Annotated in this window: 1 protein-coding gene; it reads right to left on the bottom strand. The window is 44.0% G+C overall.

Features of this window, described 5'->3' with window-relative positions:
• Positions 1 to 754, bottom strand: a 754-nt coding sequence (locus tag PVK70_RS18800; RefSeq protein WP_274441717.1) for an elongation factor Tu, incomplete at both ends; no start/stop codon positions are given.

Raw genomic sequence — 754 nt, 5'->3', positions numbered from 1 at the left:
GTAGTTTCTTTGATACCAACGATTTCTACTTCGTCACCTACACGTAGGATACCACGTTCGATACGACCAGTAACAACAGTACCACGACCTTGAATTGAGAATACATCTTCAATTGGAAGTAGGAAAGGCATGTCTACAGCACGCTCTGGAAGTGGAATGTAAGTATCAAGAGCTGTTGCTAGCTCAATGATCTTGTCTTCCCACTCTTTTTCGCCGTTTAGAGCGCCAAGAGCTGAACCTTGGATTACTGGTAAATCATCACCTGGGTAATCGTATTCAGAAAGAAGTTCACGAACTTCCATTTCTACTAGCTCAAGAAGCTCTTCATCATCAACCATGTCACATTTGTTCATGAATACAACGATGAAAGGAATACCAACTTGACGACCAAGTAGGATGTGCTCACGTGTTTGTGGCATTGGACCATCAGTTGCAGCAACAACTAGGATACCACCATCCATTTGAGCAGCACCAGTGATCATGTTTTTAACATAATCGGCGTGTCCAGGACAGTCAACGTGTGCGTAGTGACGCTCAGGTGTATCGTACTCAACGTGAGAAGTTGAGATTGTGATACCACGCTCGCGCTCTTCAGGAGCGTTATCGATTGATGCGAAATCTTTAGCTACACCGCCGTAGATTTTTGCAAGTGTAGTACAGATAGCAGCTGTTAGAGTTGTTTTACCGTGGTCAACGTGGCCGATAGTACCAACGTTTACGTGCGGTTTCGTACGTTCAAATTTTTCTTTAGACA

It is taken from the genome of Aliivibrio sp. A6 (genome assembly GCF_028765505.1).
Lineage (GTDB): Bacteria > Pseudomonadota > Gammaproteobacteria > Enterobacterales > Vibrionaceae > Aliivibrio > Aliivibrio finisterrensis_A.
This window is presented reverse-complemented; position numbering and strand designations above follow the sequence as displayed.